We start from the raw sequence: 16,862 nt of genomic DNA on the forward strand, positions 1-16,862 counted from the left end.
GGCATGTTCGGGATGCGGAGGGCGGCCGCTGCGCGGGGTCTGGGGCGGAGCCCCAGGGAACGGTGGAAGGGCGGGGAGGGGACCGGCTCCGCGCAGCGGCACCCCGGCACCGCCCCCGGGCCAGCATTTCCGTTCGGGCAAGGCCCCGTTCAGGGAATCCGGCTGCCGATCGGGGGAGAGGTGCGGCAGGATCGCTGAATGGAGCACCTACGCGATCTCACGCTTCTGCCAAAAGCACACCTGCACCTGCACTTCACCGGCTCGATGCGCCCATCGACCCTCCTGGAGCTGGCCGACAAGTACGGCGTCCGCCTCCCGGACGCCCTCACCGCCGGCGAGCCACCGAAGCTCCGGGCCACCGACGAGCGCGGCTGGTTCCGCTTCCAGCGGCTCTACGACGCCGCCCGCTCCTGCCTCCGCGAGCCCGACGACATCCGTCGCCTCGTGCGCGAGGCCGCGGAGGAGGACGTACGGGACGGCAGCGGCTGGCTGGAGATCCAGGTGGATCCGACCTCCTACGCGCCCCTCCTCGGCGGGATGATCCCGGCCGTCGAGATCATCCTCGACGCCGTCGACTCCGCGTCCCGCGAAACCGGCCTCGGCATGCGCGTCCTCATCGCCGCCAACCGCATGAAGCACCCCCTCGACGCCCGCACCCTGGCCCGCCTCGCCGTCCGCTACGCCGACCGCGGCATCGTCGGCTTCGGGCTCTCCAACGACGAGCGCCGAGGCATGGCCCGCGACTTCGACCGGGCCTTCGCCATCGCCCGCGAGGGCGGCCTCCTCGCCGCCCCGCACGGCGGCGAGCTGACCGGCCCGTCCTCCGTCCGCGACTGCCTCGACGATCTGCACGCCTCCCGCATCGGGCACGGCGTACGGGCCGCCGAGGACCCGCGCCTCCTCAAGCGCCTCGCGGACCGCCAGATCACCTGCGAGGTCTGCCCGGCGTCCAACGTCGCCCTCGGGGTCTACGAGCGCCCCGAGGACGTCCCGCTGCGGACCCTCTTCGAGGCCGGGGTGCCCATGGCGCTGGGCGCGGACGACCCGCTGCTCTTCGGCTCCCGGCTCGCGGCCCAGTACGAGATCGCCCGCCGCCACCACGCCTTCACGGACGCGGAGCTCGCCGAGCTGGCCCGCCAGTCGGTGCGCGGCTCGGCCGCGCCGGAGGACGTGCAGGCCAAGCTGCTGGCCGGGATCGACCACTGGCTCAGCGGGTGAGCCGCAGGTCCCCCTCGTAGCAGTCGGCGCGCACCCGGCCCCCGTCGGGGAAGCCGATCTCCAGGTGGGTGCGGCCCTGCTCGGGCAGCGCGAACTCGGCGACCGAGGCGACGGTCTCGCCGAGGTGCCGCAGGAAGGGGTGGTCGCCGAGGTCCTCGCCCACCTCGATGCGGCCCCACTCCCCCATGTCGTACGGCTCGTGCGGCGCGGCGGACTCGACGATGAGGCACTGGTCGGACCCGGTGGTGATGCGGATGCAGTCGCCGAGGCTGTCGATCAGCCAGACGTCGAGGGGAGCCTCGGAGCGCTCGCCGTCGCTGATGTGCCAGGACGCGACGACTCTGCTGAGCGTGCGCCCCACGAGGCGGGTCGGGTCCGTACCGGCCCCGTGCAGGGGACAGAGCATGGGCGGCCGGGGCTCCTCAGATGCTGACGCCGACCGTCACCGGTTCGTTGACCAGGGTGACGCCGAAGGCCGCGTGGACGCCCGCGACGACCTCGCGGGCCAGGGCGAGGAGGTCCTCGGTGGTGGCCTCGCCGCGGTTGGTGAGGGCGAGGGTGTGCTTGGTGGAGATGCGCGCGGGGCCGGTGCCGTAGCCCTTGGTGAAGCCGGCCTTGTCGATCAGCCAGGCCGCGCTGGTCTTCGTACGGCCGTCGCCCGCGGGATAGGCCGGCGGGGCGGTGTCGGGGCCGAGGCGGTCCTGGACGCGGGCGAGGAAGGCGGCGTAGGCCTCGTCGGTCAGGATCGGGTTGTGGAAGAAGGAGCCGGCCGACCAGGTGTCGTGGTCGGCGGGGTCCAGCACCATGCCCTTGCCGGCGCGCAGCCGCAGCACGGTCTCGCGGGCGGTGGCGGCGGGGACCCGGTCGCCGGCCTCGACGCCGAGGGCGCGGGCGGTCTCGGGGTACTTGATCGGCGCGGACAGCCCGCCGGCGTCCTCCAGGGCGAAGCGCACGCGGAGCACCACGTACCGCTCGGGATCGTGCTTGAAGAGGCTGTTCCGGTACGAGAACGCGCACTCGGCGGCGGTCAGCGTGACCGTCTCGCGGCGGGTGCGGTCGTAGGCGACGACCTCGGTGATGGTGTCGCAGACCTCCTGGCCGTACGCACCGACGTTCTGGATCGGGGTGGCGCCTGCGGAGCCGGGGATTCCGGCGAGGCACTCGATCCCGGCGAGGCCCGCCTCGACGGTCCGGGCGACGGCGTCGCTCCAGTTCTCGCCCGCGGCGAGCTCCAGCCGCGTCCCGTCCAGGTCGAAACCGGTGGTCGCGATGCGCAGGGCGGTGCCGTCGAAGCCCCGGTCGCCGATGACCAGGTTGCTGCCGCCGCCGATGACCAGGAGCGGGGTGCCGCTCTCGTCCGCGGCGCGGACGGTGGCGACCACCTCGGCGTCGGTGGTCGCGGTGACCAGGCGGGCGGCGGGGCCACCGAGGCGGAAGGTGGTCAGCGGGGCGAGGGGGGCATCGTGGAGTTCCTGCACGTGGACAAGAGTACGGTCCGTGCCCCTCGCCTCCCGGCGGGGCCACGGACCGCGGCTCAGTGGTTCGACTTCTGCTCGGCCAGCCGGCGCTCCGCCTCGGCCCAGGTGAGGGGCAGCTCGGAGGCCCGTACGGTCCAGAAGGTGAAGGCCGACTCCTTCATGAAGCCGGCGGCCGCCCGGGAACTGGAGACGTGCGGCTCGCTGCGGGCGAACCGGTAGAGCGCGTCCCGGTCCTCCCAGGCGGAGAGGGTCAGGAACGTGCGGCCCAGGACCCGGGCCCGCAGGGCGACGCCGTGGGCACCGGGGGCCTTGCGGATCTGGAGGACGATCCCGGGGGCCTTGAGGAAGAACCGGACGGCTCCGGCGAGGGTGGCGGTCTCGAAGCGCGAGGCCATGACGTAGACCTCGGCGTCGGGAGAGGCCTGGGTGGGGGTGGACCAGGGGATGTCGGGCATGGCGGGCGCTCCTTCACGATGAGTCGTACGGATCTTCGTGCGCGGGCGGTGCTGCGGTTCTCACACCCGGCTCCCGGCCCGGCGCGGCCCGGCGAGCGGGGTCGGGCGGCCGGGTCAGCGCGCGGCGGGCACCTTCTCCGCCGTCGCGACCGCCTCGACGGCGACGGGGACCGGGGAGGGCTTCGCCCGGCGGGGCAGGAGCAGGGCGAAGGCGGCGGCCAGGGCGACGGCGCCCGCGCCGATCCACAGGGCCGGGACGGTGCCGTCGGTGAAGGCCTGCGGGGATTCGTAGCCGCCCTGGGCGGAGAAGACCGAGGCCAGGACGGCGACGCCGAGGGCTCCGCCGACCTCGCGCAGGGCGTTGTTGGCGCCGGAGGCCTTGCCCTGGTCGGCGGGGGCCACGGTGGACATCAGGACGTTGGCGGCGGGGGCGAAGTAGAGGGCCATGCCGATCCCGCTGAGGATCAGCGGCGGCAGCTGGGCGGCGTAGGAGACGTCCGTGCTCAGGATCGCGGCGAACCAGCCGAGGCCGAGGGCCTGGAACGCGAGCCCGGCGGCGACGACGGGGCGGCCGCCGATGCGGTCGGAGAGGATCCCGGCGATCGGGGCGACGATCATCGGCATGCCGGTCCAGGGGAGCATGCGCAGTCCGGCCTCGGTGGGCGAGTACCCGACGACGCCCTGCAGGAACTGGCTGAGCAGGAAGATCGAGCCGAACATGCCGAGGAACATCAGCAGGCTGGCGATGTTGATCCCGAGGAAGCCGCGGTTCTGGAAGAGCCGCATGGGAAGCATGGGGTTGGCGTTGTTGAAGCCGTGGTGGATGAAGCCGCCGACGAGCGCGGCTCCGACGATCAGGCCGGTCAGGACCGGGGCGCTGGTCCAGCCCTCGGAGTTGGCGTTGACGAGGGCGTAGACGATGCCGAAGAGGCCACCGCTGATGAGCAGGGTGCCCGGGATGTCGAGCCGGGAGCCGGGCGCGGTCGACTCGGCGAGCCGCAGGCGGGCGAGCGGTATCAGCGCCAGCCCGATCGGAACGTTGAGCCAGAAGATCCACTGCCAGGAGATGTGCTCGGTGAGGCTGCCGCCGATCAGGGGGCCGCTGGCGACGGCGAGGCCGGTGACGGCGCCGTAGATGCCGAGGGCCATGCCGCGCCGCGCGGCCGGGACCGCGGCGGTGAGCAGGGTCAGGGTGAGCGGCATCATGATCGCGGCGCCGACGCCCTGGACGGCGCGGGCGGCGATGAGCGCGTCGATCCCGGGCGAGAGGGCAGCGGCGGCTGAGGCGCCCGTGAAGACGGCGAGACCGGCGATGAACAGCCGCCGGCGCCCGAACCGGTCCCCGAGGGCCGCGCCGAACATGAGGAGGACGGCGAAGGTGAGCGTGTAGGCGTTCACCGTCCACTCCAGGTCCTCGAGCTTGCCGCCGAGGTCCGCGCGGATGGCGGGCAGGGCGGTGGTGACGACGAGGTTGTCCAGGGCGGCCATGAAGCTGGCGACGCCGGTGAGGACGAGGGCCCAAACGGCGGGCCCTCGGAGCTTGGTGTCCGAGGCTTGGGTGTTCACGCTTCCCCCTGAAGGTTGTTAGTTATTGCTGACTAACTTTCGTGCGCATGAGTGACCCGCCGGACAGGCGGCGCGCCCCTCATCTCGTGCCGTCACATCCCACTAGTGCCGTCACATCCCACTCGTGCCGTCACATCCCACTCGTGCCGTCACATCCCACGCCCGTCACTTCTCCAGGCGCCCCTTGACGCGGGCCGAGGGGTACAGCCCCTCCCAGACCCGGTGATCGGCCGGGAAGCCCATGGCGGCGAGGGTGTTGATCAGCATCCCGTACGCCATGAAGGTCGTGGTCTCGTTCACGTCCCCGCCGAAGGGCACGCGGACCGTTTCCCAGAGCTCCATCCAGCCCTTCCGGACGAGCTCGCCGAACTCGTGGTCCCCGGCCGCCTCGGCGGCGGCGACGGTGACGTACATCTGGAGCTGCATCTGGAGCTTGTCCGGATCCTCGGCGATGAGCCGGGTGTAGGCGTTCGCCATGGCATCCGTGGCCTCCTCGCCCTGCAGCCCTTCGGCGGCGACGGCGAAGACCTCACGGGTCTCCCGCAGGCAGCGCTCGACGGCGGCGAGGAAGATGGCGGGCTTGTTCGGGAAGAGCCGGAAGAGGTACGGCTGCGACACACCCACCCGCTTGGCGATCGCCTCGGTGGAGGTCCCGTAGTAGCCGCCGCGGGCGAACTCGTGCATCGCCGCACGAATGACGCTCTCACGCCTCTCTTCTGCACTCATCCTGACCATGTCTACAAGTTAGTGCTCAATCACTAACTTGGTCAAGGGTGGGAGTGGAAGGAGGTCGAGGGTGGCGGGGGCGGGCGGAACCGGAGAGGGCTGGGGGCGCGGAGCGCGCCCCGAAGCCCCCCGCCCCACCCCTCAGGCCAGCTCGACGACCGCGCGCGACATGCCCAGCACCTTCTGGCCGGCGCTCATGGCCGTCAGGTCGACCCGTACGCGGTTGTCGTCCAGCTTGGCGGCGACCTTGGCCGTGACCTCGATCAGACCGCCCCGGTCGTCGTTGGGGACCACGACCGGCTTGGTGAAGCGCACGCCGTACTCGACCACCGCGCCCGGGTCGCCGACCCAGTCGGTGACCACGCGGATCGCCTCGGCCATGGTGAACATGCCGTGCGCGATCACGTCCGGCAGTCCGACCTCCTTGGCGAACTTCTCGTTCCAGTGGATCGGGTTGAAGTCACCCGAGGCACCGGCGTAGCGGACGAGCGTGGCGCGCGTCACGGGGAAGGACGCCGCCGGCAGCTCCGTGCCGACCTCGACGTCGGCGTACTTGATCTGCGCTGCCATGTCAGGCCTCCTCGGGGGCGCGGGAGACGAGCTTCGTCCACGCCGTCACCACGTGCTCGCCGGTCTCGTCGTGGACCTCGCCGCGGATGTCGATGATGTCGTTGCCCGCCATCGACTTCACGGCCTCGATGGTGGAGGTCACCGAGAGCCGGTCACCCGCACGCACCGGCCGGGAGTACGCGAACTTCTGGTCGCCGTGCACGACACGGCTGTAGTCCAGCCCCAGCTGCGGGTCCTCGACGACCTGCCCGGCCGCCGCGAAAGTGATCGCAAACACAAAAGTCGGCGGGGTGATCACATCGGGGTGACCGAACGACTTGGCGGCTTCGGGGTCGGTGTAGACGGGATTGGCGTCACCCACCGCTACCGCGAATTCGCGGATCTTCTCCCGGCCGACCTCGTACGGATCGGTGGGCGGGTAGCTCCGCCCCACGAAGGACTGGTCGAGAGCCATGACTCACTACCTCCTGCTGAAGGAACACGAATAACACAAAGACCGGTGCAACGGCGGGCGCGACGACTGCAACATCTCACCCCCACCCACCGGGCGCGGAAACGACACAAGGCCGCCCCCCAATGAAGGGGACGACCTCATGACGGTGCCTGTATACGAGACTTCGCTGGGGTCAGCGGGTCTCGCGGTGCGCGGTGTGCGAGTTGCAACGCGGGCAGTGCTTCTTCATCTCAAGACGGTCCGGGTCGTTACGCCGGTTCTTCTTGGTGATGTAGTTCCGCTCCTTGCACTCCACGCAGGCCAGCGTGATCTTCGGGCGGACGTCGGTGGCAGCCACGTGAGTGCTCCTTGACGGAAAATGGGACGGATGAACGCATACAAGAGTAGCCGACCGGGAGACCGACCCCGCAATCGGCTACTGTGTGTAGCGGCGACCGGACTTGAACCGGTGACACAGCGATTATGAGCCGCTTGCTCTACCGACTGAGCTACGCCGCTTTGATGGGATCGACTCCCCACCCGAGGGTGGGGAACCTCTCTCACCAGAGCCCCAATGCGGAATCGAACCGCAGACCTTCTCCTTACCATGGAGACGCTCTACCGACTGAGCTATTGGGGCGAGCGATGAAGACATTACACGGTTGCCCGCCGATCGCCCAAATCCTTTGCGGGGACAGGGCTCCGAGGGGTTCGGAAGCCTTTCTTGATCAGCGCGACAAGGGCTCCGCACCCACTTTCGGCCCGGAATGTGTGCGGGCTCACACCGCGCCGGGGCTGCCGGGGGCCGTGCGGCGCACGCGCGGGCGCCGAGGCGCGTGGGCACCACACCGGTACGACTATTGCGCTCTTCCGTGAAGCGGGCTCCCCCGCGCCCTAGGCTCTGAGCACGCTGCGTGATCTTGGGCCGCGGGCCGCGGCCAAGGGCCCAGGAACCGCCCGAGCCACCGCAGGAGCGCGATGTCCGACAGCCAGCCGCAGCAGCCGTTCCACTCCCCGCGCAGCGGCCGCGGCGAGGGCGGCGGGCACGGACCCGCACACGGCCCCGCCCACGGCCCCTCCCAGAGCCCGTCCCACGGCCCCTCCCACCTCCGCGGGGCCGGCGCCGCATCCGGGAACGCGGCCGCCGCCGAGGCCACCACCCTGCTGCTCGCCGGGGCCCGCCTCACCGACGGCCGTACCGTCGACGTCCGCCTCAGCGGCGGCCGGATCCAGGCCGTGGGCACCGCCGGCAGCCTCCCCGCCCCCGCCCTGTCCCGGGTGGACCTCGGCGGCTACCTGCTGCTGCCCGCCCCCGCCGAGCCCCACGCCCACGGAGACACCGCCCTGACCGCCGACGGCGAGGGGCCCGTCTCGTACACCCCCGACGAGGTCCAGCGCCGGGCCACCGAAGCCGCCCTGCTCCAGCTCGGCCACGGCGCCACCGCCGTCCGCTCGCACGTCCGCATCGGCGACGTGCACGGCCTCGGCCCCATGGAAGCCGTCCTCCAGGCCCGCCGCTCCCTGCGCGGGCTCACCGACCTCACCACCGTCGCCGTCCCCCGGCTGCTGACCGGGGTGGCCGGCGCCGACGGGCTCGCCATGCTGCGGGACGCGGTCAAGATGGGCGCCTCCGTCATCGGCGGCTGCCCCGACCTGGACCCCGACCCGACGGGCTTCCTCGAAGCCGTCCTGGAACTCGCCGACGAGCACGGCTGCCCGGTGGACCTGCACACGGACGGTGACGATCCGGCCCGCCTGGCCCGGCTCGCGGCGATGGCCGGCGGGCTCCGCCCGGGGGTGACCATCGGCCCCTGCGGCGGACTGTCCCGGCTCCCGCTGGACGCGGCGACCCGCGCCGCCGACCAGCTGGCCGCGGCCGGCGTACGGGTGACCTGCCTGCCCCAGGGCGACTGCGCGGCCCTTGAACGCCGCGGCCTGCGCACCGCTCCCGTACGCCTGCTGCGCGCCGCCGGGGTCCGGGTGTCGGCGGGCAGCGGGGCGCTGCGGGACGCCGGGAACCCGGTCGGCCGCGGCGACCCGCTGGAAGCCGCGTACCTGCTGGCCTCCCAGGGCGGGCTCCGGGCGGGCGAGGCCTACGAGTCGATCAGCAGCGCCGCCCGCGAGGCCATGGGCCTGCCGGAGGTCCGGGTGGAGGCCGGTTTCCCCGCCGAGCTGCTCGCCGTGCGCGGGGACCGGATCGCGGGCGTGCTGTCCCTCGCGTACAGCCGCATCGTGATCCACCGCGGGCGGGTGGTAGCCCGTACGAGTGCCGTACGGGAGTACTGCGACTCCGCCGTCGCCGTGGCCCTGGACCTGCCCCGGCAGGGGCGCACGGAGCCCGGACCCTGAAGGTCCCCCGGTGCGTTCGCGGGCGGGGGCGCCCGGCTCGTCGTACGGTCGGGTCATGCGCATCGTCATCGCTGGTGGACACGGTCAGATCGCGCTGCGGCTGGAGCGCCTGCTCTCCGCGCGCGGGTACGAGGTCGCGGGGATCATCCGCGACCCGGCACAGGGCGACGACCTCAGGGAGGCGGGCGCCGAACCGGTGCTGTGCGATCTGGAGTCGGCCTCGGTGGAGCACGTGGCGGGGATCCTGCAGGGCGCGGACGTGGCGGTGTTCGCGGCGGGCGCGGGTCCCGGGAGCGGCATCGGGCGCAAGGACACGGTGGACCGGGGCGCGGCGGTGCTGTTCGCCGACGCGGCCGAACGGGCGCGCGTACGGCGCTTCCTGATGGTCTCTTCCATGGGCGCGGACGCGCACCACGGGGGCGACGAGGTCTTCGACGCCTACCTGCGGGCCAAGGGCGAGGCCGACGACCACGTCCGCACCCGACTGGGCCTGGAGTGGACGGTCCTGCGCCCGGGCTCGCTGATCGACGACGCGGGTACGGGCCTGGTCCGCCTGGAGGCGCGGACGGGCCGCGGGTCCGTCCCGCGCGACGACGTGGCGGCGGTGCTGGCCGAGCTGGTCGAGACCCCGGCGACGGCGGGCCTGACGCTGGAGCTGACCTCCGGTTCGACGCCGGTGACGGTGGCCGTCAAGGACGTGGCGGGCAACTGACGGGGCGTCGTGCCGGAGCGGCGGCCGGGACACCGGCAGGGTGTTCGGCCGCCGTCGCCGCCGCGGCCGGCTCGGAGACCGGCCGAGAACCGCGATCAGAACCCGGCGCTGACCTTGTCGTCGGACCGTCCGACCGAGTCCTGCCGGTACTGGTCCTCGTAGGCCTGCCGGATCCGCTCGATGCGCGTGTTGCGCGCGTCGGCCTCCTTCTCGGGGTACAGCAGCACCACCTCGTACGAGGTCTCGTGGACGACCTTGCCGTCCTGGCCCCGCCATTGGCCGTACCCGTCCTGCAGCGTCAGCCCCTCCGGGAAGGCCGGGGTGATCTCGCGGTTCAGGAACCGCATGAACTCCTGCTCCTCGACCGGGCCCCGGCCGTCGGTGCGTTCGGTGCCGAAGTAGAGCCGGGTCTCCTGGTACGGCTCCCCTACGCTCGGGTGGAGCGCGGCCCCCACCAGAGCCGGAATCCCGGCGCCGAGCAGGGCGATGAGCACCCCGCCGCCTACTTTCCCCCGCGTGTCAGTTGTCCATTTCACCCCCGGAGAACGAACAGGAGACGCCGACGATGCGGTCGATGACGGGCACGGACGTCGAACGGGCGGCGGCCGAAGCGGTATCGGCCCTTGCCCCGCACAGCGGGCTGGACTGGCAGGTGCGGGCAGGTTCCCTCGACTGGTCCTGCTGGACGACGGCGGCGCACATCGCGCACGACCTCACGGCGTACGCCGCCCAGCTGGCCTCCCGGGCCCCGTCGGCGTACCTGCCCCTGGACCTGCGCGTGCGCCCCGGCACTCCCCCGGCCGAGGTCCTGACGGTGGTGTCGGCGAGCGCCCGCCTGCTGGGCGCGGCGATCACGGCCGCGGATCCCGGGGACCGGGCCTGGCACTGGGGTCCCTGCGATCCGGGCGGCTTCGCGGCGATGGGGGTGGCGGAGCTGCTGCTCCACACGTACGACATCGCCCAGGGCCTGGGTCTCCCCTGGCGTCCCCCGCCCGCCCTGTGCGCGCCGGTCCTGGCCCGCCTCTTCCCGGATAACCCGCAGGGCCCGCCCACGGAGGCCCTCCTCTGGTCGGCGGGCCGCCTGGCCCTCCCGGACCGCCCCCGGCGCACGTCCTGGTCCTGGCAGGCGGCGCTCACGGATTCTCCAGCCGCCGGCACCACCACGGATCTCCCGGCGGGGCGAACGGATCGTTGAGGGTGCGCGCGAGGAACCGCTCGTCGAGCGGGGCGAGTACGGCCAGCAGCTCGCGCCCGGCGGCTCTGGGGAGGGTGAGCCTGACCTGCTCCAGGGCGCCCCGGCAGCCGGTCATCGGGTCGCAGCACTGCTCATCGACCGGGTAGATCACGCGGGGTCCGGGCCGGTGGGCCGTCCACCGCCAGTGGGTGAAGGCCAGGCGGGTCCCGCCGACCCAGAGCCCGCCGCTGCGCCGCTCGATACGGGCGATTTCCGCGAGGGTCTTGCCGGAGAGGCCCGGTATGACGGCCCGGCTCTCCCAGGAGCGGGCCTCGCGGGGCAGATCCGCACGGACCTGCGAAGGGGGCTTACGCGGCATGGGCCTTTCTGATGCTGATCATGCCCCCAGCATGCACGCACGCCCCGCTCACACCCAGCGATTTTCCGGCCCGCACGGCTCCGGGGACACGGGGACCGTGAACTCCATTCGTTCCGCTACGCCTTGAAGCCGAAGCGGAACGGTCGACTGCCCGCGTTCGCATACGAAGAAACCCCCGTCCACTGCGCTTCCGCAGATGAACGGGGGTCCCACTCGCGTGGCGGCGCCAGGGTTCGAACCTGGGTAGGCTGAGCCGGCAGATTTACAGTCTGCTCCCTTTGGCCACTCGGGCACACCGCCAAGAGGTGCTGCCATTTTTTTCCGCCTCGCGGCGGCGCTCCCTGGCAACGACGTAAACGATACCTGATGACCGGGGGTGGTTCACCACCGGATTGATCAGCGCCGCGGGTGGGTGCGGTGGCTAGGCTTTGCGGAGCGGGCCGGGGACGTCCGGCCGCGCCCTCCGGGGCGATCACACCCGACTTCAAGGAGCCACAGCACATGGCCGACTCCAGTTTCGACATCGTCTCGAAGGTCGAGCGGCAGGAGGTCGACAACGCCCTCAACCAGGCCGCCAAGGAACTCTCGCAGCGCTACGACTTCAAGGGCACCGGCGCCACGATCGCCTGGTCCGGCGACAAGGTCCTGATGGAGGCGAACTCCGAGGAGCGCGTCAAGGCCGTCCTCGACGTGTTCGAGACCAAGCTGGTCAAGCGCGGGATCTCGCTGAAGGCGCTGGACGCCGGCGAGCCTCAGCTGTCCGGCAAGGAGTACAAGATCTTCGCCACGATCGAGGAGGGCATCTCCCAGGAGAACGCCAAGAAGGTCGCGAAGATCATCCGGGACGAGGGTCCCAAGGGCGTCAAGGCCCAGGTCCAGGGCGAGGAGCTGCGCGTCAGCTCCAAGAGCCGTGACGACCTCCAGGAGGTCCAGGCGCTGCTCAAGGGCAAGGACCTGGACTTCGCGATCCAGTTCGTGAACTACCGCTGACCCAGGTCCGCGACCTGCCCGCACGCCGGCCCGGCGGTCTTCACCGACCGCCGGGCCGCGGCGTTCGCGGGAGTGTGTGCGGGGCGTGAGCGGCGCGTGCGCCACCGCGGGCTTCTGTGTGCACTGGGCAGGGACGAGTGCGCCCACCACGCTGGTGACATCCATCACCGCTTGTCAGGGGGGTTCTCGCATGCCTGGGGCCGGCACGTTTCGCGCAGACTTCGGGGCGTCGGTCGTCGTCGCGCTGGTCGCCTTGCCCCTCTGCGTGGGGGTGGCCGTCGCCTCCGGGGTGCCGGCCGAGTTGGGGATCGTCACCGGGGTGATCGGCGGGCTGGTCGCCGGGTGGTTCCGGGGCAGCTCGCTCCAGGTGAGCGGCCCCGCGGCCGGACTCACCGTGCTGGTCTACGAGGCGGTGCAGTCGTACGGTCTGCCCGCGCTCGGCGTACTGGTGCTGGCCGCCGGGGTGGTCCAGCTGGGCATGGGGGTGCTGCGGCTCGGGCGGTGGTTCCGGGCGATCTCCGTCGCCGTCGTGCACGGGATGCTGGCCGGGATCGGACTGGTTCTGATCTCCGGGCAGCTGTACGCACTGGGCGGCGTGGAGGCTCCCGGGCAGACCCTGGCCAAGCTGGGCGGGGTGCACGAGCTCGGAGCACAGGCCGACTGGGCCGCCGTGGCGCTGGGAGCCGGGACCATCGCCGTCATGGCGGCCTGGCGCCGGATGCCGGAGCGGCTGCGCCTCGTACCCGGAGCACTCGCCGGGGTGGCCGCCGCCACCGTTGTCGCCGCCCTGCTGCGGCTGCCCGTCGAGAAGGTGCGCGTGACGGGGGTGCTGGATGCCGTGTCCCCGCCCGGCTGGGCCGACTTCGGGGTGCTGGCCTCCGTCGGGGCGATCGGGACCGTGATCGCGCTGGCGCTGATCGCCTCCGCCGAGACGCTGTTCAGCGCGGCCGCAGTGGACCGCATGCACGACGGGCCGAGGACGGAGTACGACCGCGAGCTCATCGCCCAGGGGGTGGGCAACAGTGTGTGCGGGCTGCTCGGGGCGCTGCCGATGACCGCCGTGATCGTGCGCAGCGCCGCCAATGTGGAGGCCGGGGCGCGCACCCGGGCGGCCCGGGTGCTGCACGGCGGCTGGCTGCTGCTCTTCGCCGTGGCGTTCCCGCAGGTGCTGGAGATCGTGCCGCTCGCCGCGCTGGCCGGGGTACTGCTGCACGCGGGCTGGAAGCTGCTGCCCGCCCGGGCGGTGGCCGCGCTGTGGCGAACGCACCGGGGCGAGGCCGTGGTGCTGCTGGCCACGGCCGGCGCGATCGTGGTCACCAACCTCTTCGAGGGCGTGCTGGTCGGGCTGGGCCTCGCCGTCGCGAAGGCGGCCTGGGAGACCTCCCACGTGCACATCGAGGAGGTGTGGGAGGGCGAGGAGCTGTGCGTCCGGGTCGTGGGGAACGCCAGCTTCCTGCGGCTGCCCAAACTGCTCGATGCCCTGGACGCGTTGGACGCGGTGCCGCGGGGGCGGGTGATCCGGCTCGATCTGAGCGGGCTGCGGCATCTGGACCACGCCTGTCTGACGGCCCTGGAGGGGTGGGAGCGCACGCGGATGCCACTCCCCGGCAAGGAAGGCGTCAGCTAGTCCGGTTAGCCTCCGCGGGTGGAACCCGAACTGAAGCGGACCCTTGGCGTCTCCGACGCCGTCGTCGTCGGACTGGGCGCGATGGTCGGCGCCGGCATCTTCGCCGCCCTCGCCCCGGCGGCGCGCGCGGCGGGCGGCGCGCTCCTCGCGGCCCTGGCGCTGGCGGCTCTCGTCGCCTACTGCAACGCGCACTCGTCGGCGCGGCTCGCCGCCCGGTACCCGGCCTCCGGCGGCACGTACGTCTACGGGCGCGAGCGGCTCGGGCCCTTCTGGGGCTATCTGGCCGGCTGGGGCTTCGTGATCGGCAAGACGGCCTCCTGCGCGGCGATGGCCCTGACCGTCGGCGCGTACGTGTGGCCCGGGCAGCAGCACGCCGTGGCCGTCGCGGCGGTGGTGGCGCTGACCGCCGCGAGTTACGGCGGCGTGCAGAAGTCCGCCCGGATCGCCCGGCTGATCGTGGCGGCGGTGCTGGCGGTACTGGCCGTGGTCGTGGTCGTCTCCCTGTCGTCCGACGCGGCCGAGGCGGGGCGGCTCAGCGGCTCGGACTGGGGCGCCGTCGGGCTGTTGCAGGGCGCGGGCCTGCTGTTCTTCGCCTTCGCCGGCTATGCCCGGATCACCACCCTGGGCGAGGAGGTGCGCGACCCGGAGCGGACCATCCCGAGGGCGGTGCCGCTCGCGCTGGGGATCGCACTGCTGGTGTACGCCGCCGTGACGGTGGCGGCCCTGTCGGTGCTCGGCGCCGACGGACTGGCCGCATCGGCGGCTCCGCTGGCCGATGCGGTGCGGGCGGCCGGATGGCCCGGACTGGCCCCCGTCGTCCGGGTGGGAGCGGCCCTCGCCGCGCTGGGCTCGCTGCTGGCCCTCGTGCTCGGTGTCTCGCGGACCGCCTTGGCGATGGCCCGGCACGGCCATCTCCCCCGCGTGCTGGCCGCCGTACATCCCCGGCATCAGGTGCCGCACCATGCCGAGCTGGCAGTGGGCGCGGTCGTGGCGGTGCTCGCGGCCACCGCCGATCTGCGGGGCGCGATCGGATTCTCCTCCTTCGGAGTGCTGGCCTACTACGCGATCGCGAACGCTTCTGCGTGGACGCTCGATTCAGGTGTCAAGGGCCGGGCCGTGGCAGCGGTCGGGCTGTCCGGCTGCGTGGTGCTGGCCTGCGCGCTGCCCCTCGCGTCGGCGGTCGCGGGGGCCGTGGTGCTGGCGCTGGGCGCGCTGGCCTACGGGGTGCGCGGGCGGCTCAGATCCGGGATCTGAACTCCGGCCAGGGAACGAGCTCCAGGTCGAGCTCCTCCCCCAGGCCGGACTCGTCGCAGAACCAGGCGGTGCCGTCGAGCCAGCCGCGGAGCCAGCCGGCCAGGCTCGGGGTGTCGATGGACCACGCGAGGTCCGGCTCCCCGAGACTCGGGTCGAACAGCAGCACTTGGGCGGTTTCGGAGCGGCAGTCGACGCAGGCGAACATGGTGCAGCCGAAGTCGGCTATCGGCAGCACGCCCTCCGGCCAGCGCCATCCGGACGCACGGTGCGCCTCGTACGTCTGTACGGCGTGACGCAGCGGCAGCAGCCCGCTCTCGGGGCCGAATCCGCCGTCGCCGATGCGCGCGTAGAGCTGTGCGAGCAGAGGCGACAGGGCGAAGCCGAGTATGCCCTCGGCGGCGGTGATCTCTCCGGTGCCCAGCGGTGTGGGCAGGGGCGTTCCGTGCCCGCGCGCGGAGTTGCGCACGCGGTCTGCGACTTGCTCCAGCAACTGCTCGGTCTCGTTCATGCGTTCATGGTGACGCACCCCACTGACAGTCCGCCCTGCCTGTGGACAACTCAGTGGACGACTGACTCACCGAGAGGCGAACGGGGCGTCCGTCGGGACGATCTCGCGGCCCAGCGGGAGCAGGGAGAGCGGGACCATCTTGAAGTTGGCGATGCCGAACGGGATGCCGATGATCGTGATGCAGAGCGCGATGCCGGTGAAGATGTGGCCCAGGGCGAGCCACCAGCCCGCCAGGATCAGCCACAGGACGTTGCCGATGGCGGATCCCGCGCCCGCGTCGCGGCGCTCGACCGTGGTGTAGCCGAAGGGCCAGAGGGCGTAGACCGCGATGCGGAAGGCGGCGACGCCGAAGGGGATGCCGATGATGGTGATGCAGAGGATCAGACCCGCGAGGCAGTAGCCGAGGAACAGCCAGATGCCGCTGAGTACGAGCCAGATGAGGTTGAGGATGGTCTTCACTGCCTGCGGCCTGCCATCTGTTCGAGCCGGGCGATGCGCTCGGCCATGGGGGGGTGTGTCGAGAACATCTTGGACAATCCCGCGCCGGGGCGGAAGGGGTTGGCGATCATCATGTGGCTCGCCGTCTCCAACCGGGGCTCCGGGGGCAGCGGGAGCTGCTTGGTGCCCGCGTCGAGCTTGCGCAGGGCGCTGGCCAGGGCGAGCGGGTCTCCCGTCAGCTGGGCGCCCGAGGCGTCGGCCTCGTACTCGCGCGAGCGGCTGACGGCCAGCTGGATCACGGAGGCGGCCAGCGGGCCGAGGATCATGATCAGCAGCATGCCGAAGAGGCCGGGGCCCTCGTCGTCGTTCGAGCGGCCGACCGGAATGAGCCAGGCGAAGTTCACCAGGAACATGATCACCGAGGCGAGGGCGCCCGCGACCGACGAGATGAGGATGTCGCGGTTGTAGACGTGGCTGAGCTCGTGGCCGATGACCCCGCGCAGTTCGCGCTCGTCGAGGATGCGCAGGATGCCCTCGGTGCAGCAGACCGCGGCGTTGCGCGGGTTGCGGCCGGTGGCGAAGGCGTTGGGCGCCTCGGTGGGCGAGATGTAGAGCCGTGGCATGGGCTGGCGCGCGGACGTGGAGAGCTCGCGCACCATGCGGTAGAGCGCGGGGGCCTCGAACTCGCTGACGGGGCGGGCGCGCATCGCGCGTAGAGCCAGCTTGTCGCTGTTCCAGTACGCGTACGCGTTCGTCCCCAGGGCAACGAGGACGGCCACGATCAGGCCGCCCCGGCCGAAGAAGCTTCCGATGACGATGATGAGTGCGGACAGCCCGCCGAGGAGTACGGCGGTCTTGAGCCCGTTGTGCCGGCGGTGCACGGTACGCCCTCCAGGTGGTGCGGCAGGGGAGCCCGTCATGGATGTGAGGGTCTACGGTCCAGTGGACCCTCCCTTCCTGGTCAACGCGAGGTGGGGGCGTCAGG

20 protein-coding genes and 3 tRNA genes are annotated in these 16,862 nt (G+C 72.2%); 7 read left to right on the forward strand and 16 right to left on the reverse strand.

Annotated elements, in window-relative coordinates; all coding sequences use genetic code 11:
* Window positions 1-198 precede the first annotated feature (198 nt).
* A complete protein-coding gene (locus ACFWBN_RS32810) occupies window positions 199-1,218 on the forward strand; it encodes an adenosine deaminase (protein ID WP_385183065.1) in 1,020 nt (339 codons plus the stop codon).
* On the opposite strand, the gene ACFWBN_RS32815 is transcribed toward ACFWBN_RS32810, so the two are convergent.
* From ACFWBN_RS32815 to ACFWBN_RS32860, 10 genes are all read right to left on the reverse strand, one after another.
* Complete coding sequence (locus ACFWBN_RS32815; RefSeq protein WP_385183067.1) at window positions 1,208-1,624, reverse strand: hypothetical protein; 417 nt, start codon at window positions 1,622-1,624, stop codon at window positions 1,208-1,210. The genes ACFWBN_RS32810 and ACFWBN_RS32815 overlap by 11 nt on opposite strands.
* A 16-nt stretch (window positions 1,625-1,640) precedes the next feature.
* Entirely contained in the window at window positions 1,641-2,756 is a 1,116-nt protein-coding gene (locus ACFWBN_RS32820) for a UDP-N-acetylmuramate dehydrogenase (RefSeq protein ID WP_385183171.1), read from the reverse strand.
* Window positions 2,753-3,151: a DUF3291 domain-containing protein gene (locus ACFWBN_RS32825; protein WP_385183070.1), complete on the reverse strand. Its 399-nt coding sequence runs from the start codon at window positions 3,149-3,151 to the stop codon at window positions 2,753-2,755. The genes ACFWBN_RS32820 and ACFWBN_RS32825 overlap by 4 nt, the downstream gene beginning before the upstream one ends.
* 114 nt (window positions 3,152-3,265) lie before the next feature.
* Window positions 3,266-4,717, reverse strand: coding sequence for a DHA2 family efflux MFS transporter permease subunit (locus ACFWBN_RS32830; protein ID WP_385183072.1), 1,452 nt, complete (start codon window positions 4,715-4,717; stop codon window positions 3,266-3,268).
* A gap of 165 nt (window positions 4,718-4,882) precedes the next feature.
* A complete protein-coding gene (locus ACFWBN_RS32835) occupies window positions 4,883-5,452 on the reverse strand; it encodes a TetR/AcrR family transcriptional regulator (protein WP_385183075.1) in 570 nt (189 codons plus the stop codon).
* Window positions 5,453-5,584: 132 nt separating this feature from the next.
* Window positions 5,585-6,013 carry a MaoC family dehydratase gene (locus ACFWBN_RS32840; RefSeq protein WP_385183077.1) on the reverse strand — a complete coding sequence of 143 codons (429 nt, stop codon included), beginning with the start codon at window positions 6,011-6,013 and terminating at the stop codon, window positions 5,585-5,587.
* Window position 6,014: 1 nt separating this feature from the next.
* The gene (locus ACFWBN_RS32845) at window positions 6,015-6,467 is read right to left on the reverse strand and encodes a MaoC family dehydratase N-terminal domain-containing protein (RefSeq protein ID WP_385183080.1); all 453 of its coding nucleotides are present in this window, start codon (window positions 6,465-6,467) and stop codon (window positions 6,015-6,017) included.
* Window positions 6,468-6,639: 172 nt separating this feature from the next.
* Window positions 6,640-6,804 carry a 50S ribosomal protein L33 gene (gene rpmG, locus ACFWBN_RS32850; protein WP_006604855.1) on the reverse strand — a complete coding sequence of 55 codons (165 nt, stop codon included), beginning with the start codon at window positions 6,802-6,804 and terminating at the stop codon, window positions 6,640-6,642.
* 88 nt (window positions 6,805-6,892) lie between these two features.
* Window positions 6,893-6,965 (reverse strand) — tRNA-Met (locus tag ACFWBN_RS32855).
* Window positions 6,966-7,013: 48 nt separating this feature from the next.
* Window positions 7,014-7,086: transfer RNA gene (locus ACFWBN_RS32860), tRNA-Thr, on the reverse strand.
* A gap of 338 nt (window positions 7,087-7,424) precedes the next feature.
* Between ACFWBN_RS32860 and ACFWBN_RS32865 the strand changes: the two genes are divergently transcribed.
* Both ACFWBN_RS32865 and ACFWBN_RS32870 read left to right on the forward strand, forming a co-directional pair.
* On the forward strand, window positions 7,425-8,795 hold the full coding sequence (locus ACFWBN_RS32865; RefSeq protein WP_385183085.1) for an amidohydrolase family protein: 1,371 nt from the start codon (window positions 7,425-7,427) through the stop codon (window positions 8,793-8,795).
* 55 nt (window positions 8,796-8,850) lie between these two features.
* Window positions 8,851-9,507, forward strand: coding sequence for an SDR family oxidoreductase (locus ACFWBN_RS32870; RefSeq protein WP_385183088.1), 657 nt, complete (start codon window positions 8,851-8,853; stop codon window positions 9,505-9,507).
* Between the two features lie 95 nt (window positions 9,508-9,602).
* On the opposite strand, the gene ACFWBN_RS32875 is transcribed toward ACFWBN_RS32870, so the two are convergent.
* The gene (locus ACFWBN_RS32875) at window positions 9,603-10,001 is read right to left on the reverse strand and encodes a DUF3574 domain-containing protein (protein WP_385183091.1); all 399 of its coding nucleotides are present in this window, start codon (window positions 9,999-10,001) and stop codon (window positions 9,603-9,605) included.
* Window positions 10,002-10,081: 80 nt separating this feature from the next.
* Between ACFWBN_RS32875 and ACFWBN_RS32880 the strand changes: the two genes are divergently transcribed.
* Window positions 10,082-10,702, forward strand: coding sequence for a maleylpyruvate isomerase N-terminal domain-containing protein (locus tag ACFWBN_RS32880; RefSeq protein ID WP_385183094.1), 621 nt, complete (start codon window positions 10,082-10,084; stop codon window positions 10,700-10,702).
* Here the strand turns inward: ACFWBN_RS32880 and ACFWBN_RS32885 are convergent.
* Together ACFWBN_RS32885 and ACFWBN_RS32890 are read right to left on the reverse strand one after the other, a co-directional pair.
* Complete coding sequence (locus ACFWBN_RS32885) at window positions 10,641-11,060, reverse strand: hypothetical protein (RefSeq protein WP_385183097.1); 420 nt, start codon at window positions 11,058-11,060, stop codon at window positions 10,641-10,643. The two genes, ACFWBN_RS32880 and ACFWBN_RS32885, sit on opposite strands and share 62 nt — an antisense overlap.
* Window positions 11,061-11,278: 218 nt before the next feature.
* Window positions 11,279-11,360, reverse strand: a tRNA-Tyr gene (locus ACFWBN_RS32890).
* 201 nt (window positions 11,361-11,561) lie between these two features.
* On the opposite strand from ACFWBN_RS32890, the gene ACFWBN_RS32895 reads away from it, so the two are divergent.
* The 3 genes from ACFWBN_RS32895 (at window position 11,562) to ACFWBN_RS32905 (ending at window position 14,931) form a co-directional block, all read left to right on the forward strand.
* Window positions 11,562-12,050 (forward strand): YajQ family cyclic di-GMP-binding protein, encoded by a 489-nt coding sequence (locus ACFWBN_RS32895; protein ID WP_385183100.1) that lies wholly within the window; start codon window positions 11,562-11,564, stop codon window positions 12,048-12,050.
* 190 nt (window positions 12,051-12,240) lie between these two features.
* Window positions 12,241-13,677 carry a SulP family inorganic anion transporter gene (locus ACFWBN_RS32900; RefSeq protein WP_385183103.1) on the forward strand — a complete coding sequence of 479 codons (1,437 nt, stop codon included), beginning with the start codon at window positions 12,241-12,243 and terminating at the stop codon, window positions 13,675-13,677.
* Between the two features lie 18 nt (window positions 13,678-13,695).
* Window positions 13,696-14,931: an APC family permease gene (locus ACFWBN_RS32905; protein ID WP_385183106.1), complete on the forward strand. Its 1,236-nt coding sequence runs from the start codon at window positions 13,696-13,698 to the stop codon at window positions 14,929-14,931.
* On the opposite strand, the gene ACFWBN_RS32910 is transcribed toward ACFWBN_RS32905, so the two are convergent.
* From ACFWBN_RS32910 to htpX, 3 genes are all read right to left on the reverse strand, one after another.
* The gene (locus tag ACFWBN_RS32910; RefSeq protein WP_385183109.1) at window positions 14,915-15,439 is read right to left on the reverse strand and encodes an SMI1/KNR4 family protein; all 525 of its coding nucleotides are present in this window, start codon (window positions 15,437-15,439) and stop codon (window positions 14,915-14,917) included. The two genes, ACFWBN_RS32905 and ACFWBN_RS32910, sit on opposite strands and share 17 nt — an antisense overlap.
* 66 nt (window positions 15,440-15,505) lie before the next feature.
* A complete protein-coding gene (locus ACFWBN_RS32915; protein WP_382642342.1) occupies window positions 15,506-15,898 on the reverse strand; it encodes a YccF domain-containing protein in 393 nt (130 codons plus the stop codon).
* Complete coding sequence (htpX, locus tag ACFWBN_RS32920) at window positions 15,895-16,758, reverse strand: zinc metalloprotease HtpX (protein ID WP_385183174.1); 864 nt, start codon at window positions 16,756-16,758, stop codon at window positions 15,895-15,897. The genes ACFWBN_RS32915 and htpX overlap by 4 nt, the downstream gene beginning before the upstream one ends.
* Window positions 16,759-16,862 lie beyond the last annotated feature (104 nt).

This window comes from Streptomyces sp. NPDC059989, from assembly GCF_042736975.1.
GTDB lineage: Bacteria > Actinomycetota > Actinomycetes > Streptomycetales > Streptomycetaceae > Streptomyces.

What these genes read in the sequence shown, in the direction of transcription:
- ACFWBN_RS32880 (WP_385183094.1), top strand. Translation starts at nt 10,082, where the DNA reads ATGACGGGCACGGACGTCGAACGGGCGGCGGCCGAAGCGGTATCGGCC.
- ACFWBN_RS32885 (WP_385183097.1), bottom strand. Translation starts at nt 11,060, where the DNA reads ATGCCGCGTAAGCCCCCTTCGCAGGTCCGTGCGGATCTGCCCCGCGAG.
- ACFWBN_RS32895 (WP_385183100.1), top strand. Translation starts at nt 11,562, where the DNA reads ATGGCCGACTCCAGTTTCGACATCGTCTCGAAGGTCGAGCGGCAGGAG.
- ACFWBN_RS32865 (WP_385183085.1), top strand. Translation starts at nt 7,425, where the DNA reads ATGTCCGACAGCCAGCCGCAGCAGCCGTTCCACTCCCCGCGCAGCGGC.
- ACFWBN_RS32840 (WP_385183077.1), bottom strand. Translation starts at nt 6,013, where the DNA reads ATGGCAGCGCAGATCAAGTACGCCGACGTCGAGGTCGGCACGGAGCTG.
- ACFWBN_RS32910 (WP_385183109.1), bottom strand. Translation starts at nt 15,439, where the DNA reads ATGAACGAGACCGAGCAGTTGCTGGAGCAAGTCGCAGACCGCGTGCGC.
- ACFWBN_RS32815 (WP_385183067.1), bottom strand. Translation starts at nt 1,624, where the DNA reads ATGCTCTGTCCCCTGCACGGGGCCGGTACGGACCCGACCCGCCTCGTG.
- ACFWBN_RS32810 (WP_385183065.1), top strand. Translation starts at nt 199, where the DNA reads ATGGAGCACCTACGCGATCTCACGCTTCTGCCAAAAGCACACCTGCAC.
- ACFWBN_RS32870 (WP_385183088.1), top strand. Translation starts at nt 8,851, where the DNA reads ATGCGCATCGTCATCGCTGGTGGACACGGTCAGATCGCGCTGCGGCTG.
- ACFWBN_RS32825 (WP_385183070.1), bottom strand. Translation starts at nt 3,151, where the DNA reads ATGCCCGACATCCCCTGGTCCACCCCCACCCAGGCCTCTCCCGACGCC.
- ACFWBN_RS32835 (WP_385183075.1), bottom strand. Translation starts at nt 5,452, where the DNA reads ATGGTCAGGATGAGTGCAGAAGAGAGGCGTGAGAGCGTCATTCGTGCG.
- ACFWBN_RS32900 (WP_385183103.1), top strand. Translation starts at nt 12,241, where the DNA reads ATGCCTGGGGCCGGCACGTTTCGCGCAGACTTCGGGGCGTCGGTCGTC.
- ACFWBN_RS32845 (WP_385183080.1), bottom strand. Translation starts at nt 6,467, where the DNA reads ATGGCTCTCGACCAGTCCTTCGTGGGGCGGAGCTACCCGCCCACCGAT.